At 71.2% G+C, this 8247-nt stretch carries 8 protein-coding genes; 5 read left to right on the plus strand and 3 right to left on the minus strand.

All coding sequences use genetic code 11. The features are described from left to right. Window positions 1-279: 279 nt before the first annotated feature. The 3 genes from ACWGI8_RS34035 to ACWGI8_RS34045 all read right to left on the minus strand — a co-directional run bounded on the left by ACWGI8_RS34035 (window position 280) and on the right by ACWGI8_RS34045 (window position 2343). Entirely contained in the window at window positions 280-672 is a 393-nt protein-coding gene (locus tag ACWGI8_RS34035) for a DUF3040 domain-containing protein (protein WP_453666904.1), read from the minus strand. Between the two features lie 279 nt (window positions 673-951). Next, on the minus strand, window positions 952-1710 hold the full coding sequence (locus ACWGI8_RS34040) for a methyltransferase (protein WP_453666905.1): 759 nt from the start codon (window positions 1708-1710) through the stop codon (window positions 952-954). Window positions 1711-1803: 93 nt separating this feature from the next. After that, window positions 1804-2343: an SAV_6107 family HEPN domain-containing protein gene (locus ACWGI8_RS34045; RefSeq protein ID WP_453666906.1), complete on the minus strand. Its 540-nt coding sequence runs from the start codon at window positions 2341-2343 to the stop codon at window positions 1804-1806. A gap of 164 nt (window positions 2344-2507) precedes the next feature. Between ACWGI8_RS34045 and ACWGI8_RS34050 the strand changes: the two genes are divergently transcribed. The 5 genes from ACWGI8_RS34050 (at window position 2508) to ACWGI8_RS34070 (ending at window position 8120) form a co-directional block, all read left to right on the plus strand. Beyond that, on the plus strand, window positions 2508-3365 hold the full coding sequence (locus ACWGI8_RS34050) for a PP2C family protein-serine/threonine phosphatase (RefSeq protein ID WP_453666913.1): 858 nt from the start codon (window positions 2508-2510) through the stop codon (window positions 3363-3365). Between the two features lie 54 nt (window positions 3366-3419). Continuing rightward, a complete protein-coding gene (locus ACWGI8_RS34055) occupies window positions 3420-4367 on the plus strand; it encodes an MASE1 domain-containing protein (RefSeq protein WP_453666908.1) in 948 nt (315 codons plus the stop codon). 75 nt (window positions 4368-4442) lie between these two features. Continuing rightward, entirely contained in the window at window positions 4443-5423 is a 981-nt protein-coding gene (locus ACWGI8_RS34060) for an ATP-binding cassette domain-containing protein (protein WP_453666909.1), read from the plus strand. Further along, the gene (locus tag ACWGI8_RS34065; RefSeq protein ID WP_453666910.1) at window positions 5395-7482 is read left to right on the plus strand and encodes a YhgE/Pip family protein; all 2088 of its coding nucleotides are present in this window, start codon (window positions 5395-5397) and stop codon (window positions 7480-7482) included. The genes ACWGI8_RS34060 and ACWGI8_RS34065 overlap by 29 nt, the downstream gene beginning before the upstream one ends. Window positions 7483-7511: 29 nt before the next feature. Then, the gene (locus ACWGI8_RS34070; RefSeq protein WP_453666912.1) at window positions 7512-8120 is read left to right on the plus strand and encodes a TetR/AcrR family transcriptional regulator; all 609 of its coding nucleotides are present in this window, start codon (window positions 7512-7514) and stop codon (window positions 8118-8120) included. Window positions 8121-8247: the final 127 nt, after the last annotated feature.

Below are 8247 nucleotides of genomic sequence, written 5' to 3' on the forward strand. Positions count from 1 at the left end.
GCTCGGGACCGGGGCACGCTGCGGGATTCCCGCCTCCCCCTTCGGACGGAGCCCCGAGAAGGCCGTGCGCTCCGGTCAGAGGCCGTGCGCTCCGGTCAGACGTGCGCTCCGGTCAGAGGCCGTGCGCTCCGGTCAGCCGTCCCACCGGCGGGCGCGTGGGCACTCCGTGTACGCCAAACGGGTGAGGGACAACCGCTGACGTGCGGTTGTGCCTCACCCGCTTGCGAGTGCGCCCGTACGGCTCGCAGCCGCGCCCGTACGGCGAAGATTCAGATGGGCTCAGTGGCCCTGCTCGTCGCGGCGGCGCTGCCACCGCTGCTCGATCCGGTCCATCATCGACCGGCGCTGCCTGGGCTGTCGGCCTGTGGCCTGGGCCCCGGGGCCGCCCTGCTCACCCGGCTTGGGCGCTTTGCGCCAGCCGGTGACCGCGAGGACCGCGCAGCCGAGCATGACGAGGAAACCCACCACGCTGAGCCAGATCTGCACGGTGACCATTCCGGCCATGAGGAGCGCGATACCCACCAGGAAGCCGACGACCGCCTGGTAGACCCGTCGCCGGGTGTACGTACGCAGCCCGCTTCCCTCAAGCGCTGTCGCGAACTTGGGATCTTCGGCGTACAGCGCTCGCTCCATCTGCTCGAGCATTCGCTGCTCGTGCTCCGAGAGCGGCACGGAGTCCTCCTAGTCGTCGGTCGCTGGGGGCGACCGGTACGCGGCCCTTTCAGGATAGGCAGGGAATCGCCCCCGTGAAACCCGCCCAATGCCCAATCGCCTTCGGGGCCGCCATGCCGGATCGACTGCTGAGGCCTTGATTCCCCAACCGCCTCTCCGTCATGCCGGATGGTGTCCCCCGATCATACGGGGCGAACGTCCCGATCGGGTGGCCTGTGGCGTACTCCATCTGCAGCTGCGTCCCTGATCAGCGGCTGGCAGCGACGGGGCGGCGACAGGTCAGCCGTGCTTCTCGCCCAGAACGTGGAGCTGGGTCGCGACCGAGTGGAACGCGGGCAGCTCGGCGGCCGCCTCCTCCAGCTTGAGCAAGGCGTCCAGGGCGCCCGGCTCGGTGTCCACGAGGACGCCGGGAACCAGGTCGGCGAAGACCCTGACGCCGTGTACGGAACCGACCTCCAGGCCTGCCCCGGCGACCAGCTCGGTGAGCTGCTCGGCGGTGAACCGGCGCGGCACCGGGTCGCCCTGGCCCCAGCGTCCCGCCGGGTCGCTGAGCGCGTGGCGGGCTTCGGTGAAGTGCCCGGCCAGGGCCCGGGCGAGGACGGCACCGCCGAGCCCGGCCGCAAGCAGGCTGAGCGATCCGCCGGGACGCAGCGCCTCCACCGTGTTCCGCACGCCTTCGGCGGGGTCGTCGACGTACTCCAGCACGCCGTGGCACAGGACCGTGTCGAAGCCCTCGCGCTCGACCACGTCGAACAGCCCGTGGACATCACCCTGAACGCCGCGCACGCGGTCGGCGACCCCGGCCTCGGCGGCGCGTCGCTCCAGCGCGAACAGCGCGTTGGGGCTGGGGTCGACGACGGTGACACGGTGGCCGAGCCGGGCGGCGGGCACCGCGAAGTTGCCGGACCCGCCGCCGGTGTCGAGCACGTCCAGGGCGTCCCTCCCGGTCGCCTTGACCCGGCGGTCCAGGGCGTCCGTGAGGACGTCCCAGACCACGGCGGTACGAAGGGAGGCGCGGGGGCGCAGCTGGTCCGACACGGCAGTTGACTCCTCGGCGCGGTGCCGCCCCGGCTGACGGGGCGTGAACGATGCAGGCTCGCTCCACCCTATTGCCTCAAACGGGCGTCCCCGTCATCCCGCGGCGTCTCCCTTCCCCGGCTGCTCGGGCCGGGGCTGCGGCAGCACCGGCTGGAGCACCAACAGCCGCTCGACCAGGCGCACGAACATGGCCACGTCGCGCAGCAGATCGTCGGCGTCACGGGCGCTGGCCGCGCCCTGGATACCCGCCTCCGCGCGCGCCCTGCGCCGGGCGCCGGAGGCGAACAGCGCACTCCACTCGGTGAGCTCCGGGGCTATCTCGGGGAGCACCTCCCAGGCGGACCGTATCCGCGTCCGGCGGCGCGGGCCGGTCTCGGGCCGGCCACGGGCGGCGAGCACGGCCGCGGCGGTGCGCAGCGCGGCGAGATGGGCGGTGGCGTACCGCTCGTTGGGCGTGTCCAGGGTGGCGGCCTCGTCGAGGCCCGCCCGCGCCTGGCCGAGCAGATCGAGTGCTGCGGGCGGCGCCGAGGAGCGCCGCAGCACGGGGTGGACATCGCTCGCGGGACCGGTCAGTGAGGGGGCAGGGCCGCCTGTGCGGAGCCGGCGTGCGGCAGCGGCGTAGGAGCTGGCCATGACGAACCTCCTGTCGTCGTGTGACGGCACTGTGGCCGTATGTGTCCATCGTGGATGCCACCACTGACAATCGGTTCTGACCTGGTCTTTCTCCCTGTGGAGGTGCTGCGGTCGGGTGCGGGCTAAGGTGATTCGTGGAGTACGCGCGAACCTTCGGAGCGGTCATGCGCGGAGATCGCAGTGACTCGCCCGACAGTGCGCAGGCCCTGCTGGTCACACTCGGGCGTCTTGTGGATCAGGCCCTGGAACGGATCAAGGTCCAGCGGGCGCGGGTCGAGCTGGCCATGGCCCTGCAGCGCCATATGCTCCCGCCCGAGCTCCCGCAGCTGCCACTGCTGCGCATCGCGGGCCGCTACGCGCCCTCTCGGGACGGGCTCGACGTGGGCGGGGACTGGTACGACGCGTTCGTGATGGCGGACGGCTCGATCGCGGTCGCGATCGGCGATGTGCAGGGCCATGACGTGGAGGCCGTCGCGTTCATGGGGCAGGTCCGCACCAGCCTGCGGGCCCTCGCCGGGGCGACGAGCGATCCGGGAGAGGTGCTGAGCCGCGCCAACGACCTGCTGCTCTCGATGGGTTTCGGCCTGTTCGCGACCTGCTGCTTCCTGCGCTTCGACCCGGTCAGCGACCGTCTCGCGATCGCCCGCGCCGGCCATGTCCCGATGGTGTGGGCCACGGTCAACGGCCGTGCGGGCATCGCGCTCGACAACGGCGGCCCGCCCCTCGGCATCGTGCCGGACGAGAAGTACCCGGTGACCCGGCGGCGGCTGAAGGAGGCCGGGGTGCTCGTCCTGCTGACCGACGGGGTCGTGGAAGGGCCGTCGTACCCGATCGAGGAGGGTCTGGCGGAGGTGGCCCGGCTGGTGAACGCCCGGATCGGCGACCACGATCCCGACGTGCTGGCCTCCGCCGTCATCAAGGTGGCCGAACTGACCGGGCACAGCGACGATGCCGCCGTCCTGGTCGCCCGGTACGACGGTCCTCCCCATCCGCAGGAGCAGTACGCGGACGATCCCTGGTGACCGCTGTGCGCCACCTGAGTCGCCGCGGGCCCGTCGGCGGCGCAGACTGCTGGAGTGCGCAACGAGGAGATCCGGGGTTACGGCTCCGCGGCGCTGCGGATCCTCGCTGTGGCCGCCGCCTACTACGTCTCCGCACGGCTGGGGCTTCTCCAGCAGCTGGTGCGCGGCCAGGTCACGCCGCTCTGGCCGCCGACGGGCGTGGCCCTGGCCGGCCTGCTGTTCTTCGGCCTGCGGTGCTGGCCGGGCATCGCGCTCGGCGCCTTCCTGGTCAATGTGTCGATCGGCCCGTCGACGGCGGCCGTGCTGGGCATCGCCGCCGGGAACACCCTGGCGCCGGTGTGCGCATATCTGCTGCTGCGCCGTGCGGGCTTCCGCGAGGACCTGGACCGGCTGCGGGACGGACTGGTGCTGGTCTTCCTCGGTGCACTGGGCGGAATGCTGATCAGTGCGACCGTGGGCAGCGGCGTGCTCCTGCTCGCCGGGGCTCTGGAGCCGTCCAATTTCTGGCCGGCCTGGTCGGTGTGGTGGACGGGGGACGCGATGGGTGTCCTGGTGGTCACCCCGTTCCTGCTCGTGCTCCGCAGGGCCCGATGGCCCCGGGACGTCCCTCTCCGCCGCTGGGCCGAGGCGGCGGCGCTGACGCTGTGCACGCTCGTCGCCACTCTCCTGGCGACCAGAACCGCCAACTCGTCCCTGCTCTTCCTGGTCTTCCCGGTCCTGATCTGGGCGGCGTTCCGGTTCCAGCTGGCCGGGGCGGCGCCGTGCGCGCTGGCGGTGTCGACGCTCACGATCACCGCCGCGGCCCGTGAGGTGGGCCCGTTCGCGGGTCAGGACCTGTTCTCCAACATGGTCACGCTGCAGGCCTTCAACGGCGCCACGGCACTGACGGCACTGCTCCTCGCGGCCGTGATCACCGAGCGGAACGAGACCCACGAGGAGATCAAACGCGTGTGCGCACGGCTCGCCGAGATGGTGGCGGGCATCGAGCCGGACCAGCGCTGACGGACCGGATTTTGCTTCGGTCACGGGTCCCGGGTAACTTTTGCACTGACCAGTCAGTTCAAAAGGGGAGGCTGCGTGGACAGCCCGCACGGGGCGGCGGTCGGCGCCGAGGACTTCGGACTCAGGGGCCCGCGAGGCTGGGCGTTTCGCGGGGTGAGCGTCCAGGCCGGGCCCGGCTCGCTCATCGCGATCGAGGGCCCGTCCGGCTCGGGCCGCACCTGCCTGCTACTCGCGCTCACCGGCCGGATGAAGCCCGCCGAGGGCCACGCGGAGGTCGGCGGGCTGCGGCTGCCGCGCAAGATGGCGGCCGTACGCCGTATCGCCGCGCTCGGCCCGGTGCCGGGCGTCAGCGAGCTCGACCCGGCGTTGACCGTCGACGAGCACCTGCGTGAGCGTGCACTGCTGCAGCGGCGGTTCGACGGCTCGCTCCGCGCGCTGCTCAGGCCGCGGGCGGAGCCGTCCGCGGCCGCGCGGAGCCGGATCGAGGCGGCGCTGGACGCTGCGGGCCTCGACCTGGACGCCCTGCCGAAGGCGGGGCGCACGGCCGTACGGGATCTGGAACGGCTGGAGGCGCTCCGCCTCTCCGTGGCCCTCGCGCTGATCGGCCGGCCCCGGCTGCTGGCCCTCGACGACACCGATCTGAAGCTCTCCGACGCGGACCGGACGGAGGCATGGGAGCTCCTCCGCGGCGTCGCGGCGAACGGTACGACGGTGCTGGCCGTGTGCAGCGACGCCCCGCGGGACGCGGTCGTGATCCGTACGGGTGCGAACACGGCCGAGGCATCCGGTACCCCCGCGAAGCCCGGGCCCACCGTGAAGCCCGCGACGCCCGAGACCGAAAAGCCCCCGGAGCCCACGGAGCCCGCGGCCGAGAAGCCCGCGGACCCTGCTGAGTCCGCAGAACCCGCAGAACCCGCTGAGTCCACGGAACCCGCAGGGGACACGGAGCCCGGAGGGGACGCAGAGCCGTCGACCGGCACGCCCGCGACCACCACGCACGAAGACGACACCGAGGAGGGGGCGGCCGATGCGCTCGCCGAAACTGGCCGCGCTTGAGCTGAAGCGCTTCGGCAGGGGCAAGCTGCCGCGCGCCGCGCTCGTCGCGATCCTGCTGCTTCCGCTGCTCTACGGCGCCCTGTACCTGTGGTCCTTCTGGGACCCGTACAGCCGTCTCGACCGGATTCCCGTCGCACTCGTCAACGACGACAAGGGCGCCACCGCGGCCGGCAAGAAGATCACCGCCGGTGACGACATCACCGACGGCCTGCGTGAGAGCGAGGTCTTCGAGTGGCACGAGGTGAGCGCCGGGGAAGCCCGCAAGGGCGTCGAGGACGGCACGTACTACCTCTCGCTCACCATGCCCGCCGACTTCAGCAAGCGCATCGCCTCCGCCTCGGGCGACGCCCCGGAGACCGGCGCGCTGGAGGTACGGACGAACGACGCGAACAACTACATCGTCGGGCAGATCTCCCGGTCGGTCTTCTCCGAGGTGCGCAAGTCGGCGTCGAAGAACGCCTCCCGCTCCTTCCTCGACAAGATCTTCATCTCCTTCTCGGACATCCATGACGCGACCGAGAAGGCCGCGAAGGGCGCCGACAACCTGAAGGGCGGGATCGGCAAGGCCAAGAAGGGCTCGAAGGACCTCGCCAACGGCCTGGAGAACGCGAAGAACGGCAGCGGAAAGCTCGCGGGCGGCATCACCCAGCTCAACAAGGCCGCCGGCGAACTGGAGACGGGCACGGCGACGCTCGCCGGCAAGACCCAGCTGCTGGCCGACAAGGTCAACGGGATCGCCGCGGACGTCCGTCCGTACCTCAAGGACAACGGCAAGACGGTCGGCGATACGGCGCGCCTCGTCGAGGACACCTCCCGGGCGGCCCGGAACAGTCTGAGCCTGCTGGTGAAGACCGCGCCGGCCACGGCGGCCACCGCCCACAAGGCCGCCGACGACCTGGCGGCGATCCACAAGGAACGCTGCGTGGACGCCCTCCTGCCCGACGCGACCGCCTGCCCCGCCCTGGAGCGCGCCAAGACCGCCTCGGCGAACGCCGCCGCGATCGCCGACGACGTCAACGCGCTCATCAAGGACAACGACAGCAGTCTGAAGCAGCTCGACACCCATCTGAAGAACCTCCAGAAGCAGGCGAAGGCCCTGGCGGACCGCTCCCCGTCCCTGGACGAGGACGTCGAGTCCGCCGTCGCCAAGATCAACGCGCTCAACACGGGCGCCCACAAGATCGCCAAGGGCGCGGACCAGATCCACACCGGGCTGACCAGCGCCCAGACGGGCTCCACCGACCTCGACTCCGGAGTCGGCCGGCTCAAGAACGGCGCCAACGACCTGGACGGCGGCATGTTCAAGCTCGTCGGCGGCTCCGGCGAGCTGGCCGGCGGTCTCAACGACGGCGTCGGCAAGATCCCCGACTACGACAAGAAGGACCGCGACCGCCGTACGGACGTGATGGCCGATCCCGTGCAGCTCGCTTCCCAGTCGCTGCACAAGGCGGACAACTACGGCACCGGCTTCGCCCCGTACTTCATCCCGCTCTCCCTCTGGGTGGGTGCGATGGTGGCGTACATGCTGATCCAGCCGCTCAACCGGCGCGCACTCGCCGCCGGAGCATCCGCCTGGCGGATCGCCATGGCCGGCTGGCTGCCGGTGGCCGCGATCGGTCTGCTCCAGGTCGCCGCCCTGATGTCGGTGCTGCACTGGGGCCTCGGCCTGCAGATGGCCCGCGCCACCGGGACCGTCGGCTTCCTGGCCCTGGTGGTGTGCTGCTTCGCCGCGATCATCCAGTGGCTCAACGCCCGCTTCGGGGCGGCCGGCCGGATCCTCGTCCTGGCGGTGCTGATGCTCCAGCTGACCTCGGCGGGCGGCACCTATCCCGTGCAGACCAGCCCGGCGTTCTTCAACGCCATCCACCCCTTCCTGCCGATGACGTACGTCGTCGAGTCGCTGCGCCGGCTGATCACGGGCGGCGGAATCGGCCCGGTCTGGCAGGCTACGGCCGTACTGGTCGCCTTCACCCTCGGAGCTCTCGCGCTGACCGCCGTATCGGCGCGGCGCAAGCAGGTGTGGACGTTCGACCGTCTTCATCCCGAGCTGAGCCTGTGAGAGCAGCCGAACCTGTGAGAATCGACGCCATGAACAGCAGCAGCACCCGGAGACAGGCGACGCGGGCCAAGCTCTACGAAGCGGCCGTCACCCTCATCGCCGAACAGGGTTTCTCCGCGACGACGGTGGACGAGATCGCCGAGCGCGCCGGAGTCGCGAAGGGCACGGTCTACTACAACTTCAAGAGCAAGACCGAACTCTTCGAGGAGCTGCTGCGGTACGGCGTCGGGCTCCTCACCGCCTCACTCCAGGCGGCCGCCGACGAGACGGAGGAGCGCGGCGGCACCAAGGTCGAGGCACTGGACGCGATGATCAAGGCCGGTCTCGGCTTCATCGACCGCTACCCGGCCTTCACCCAGCTGTACGTCGCCGAGCTCTGGCGCACCAACCGGGCCTGGCAGTCCACGCTGATGGTGGTCCGTCAGGAGGCGGTCGCCGTCGTCGAAACGGTCCTGAGGGAGGGCGTCGAACGGGGCGAGCTGAGCGAGGAGATCGACATTCCGCTCACGGCAGCCGCACTCGTCGGCATGGTGCTGGTCGCGGCGCTGGACTGGCAGGCGTTCCAGCGGGAGCGCTCGATCGACGATGTCCACGCGGCGCTGTCGCGACTGCTGCACGGACGTGTGAGCGGCCGTTAGGACCTGGCCTGTCCGGTGGCAAGATCCGCCGGAACGGCCTGGGACGCAGGCGCGAGGCGCACGCATGCCGCCACGCACGCACGCGTGCATGCATGCACGCACAAAGAGAGCCGGTCCGGTGAAGCTC

Source organism: Streptomyces sp. NPDC054841, from assembly GCF_053611045.1.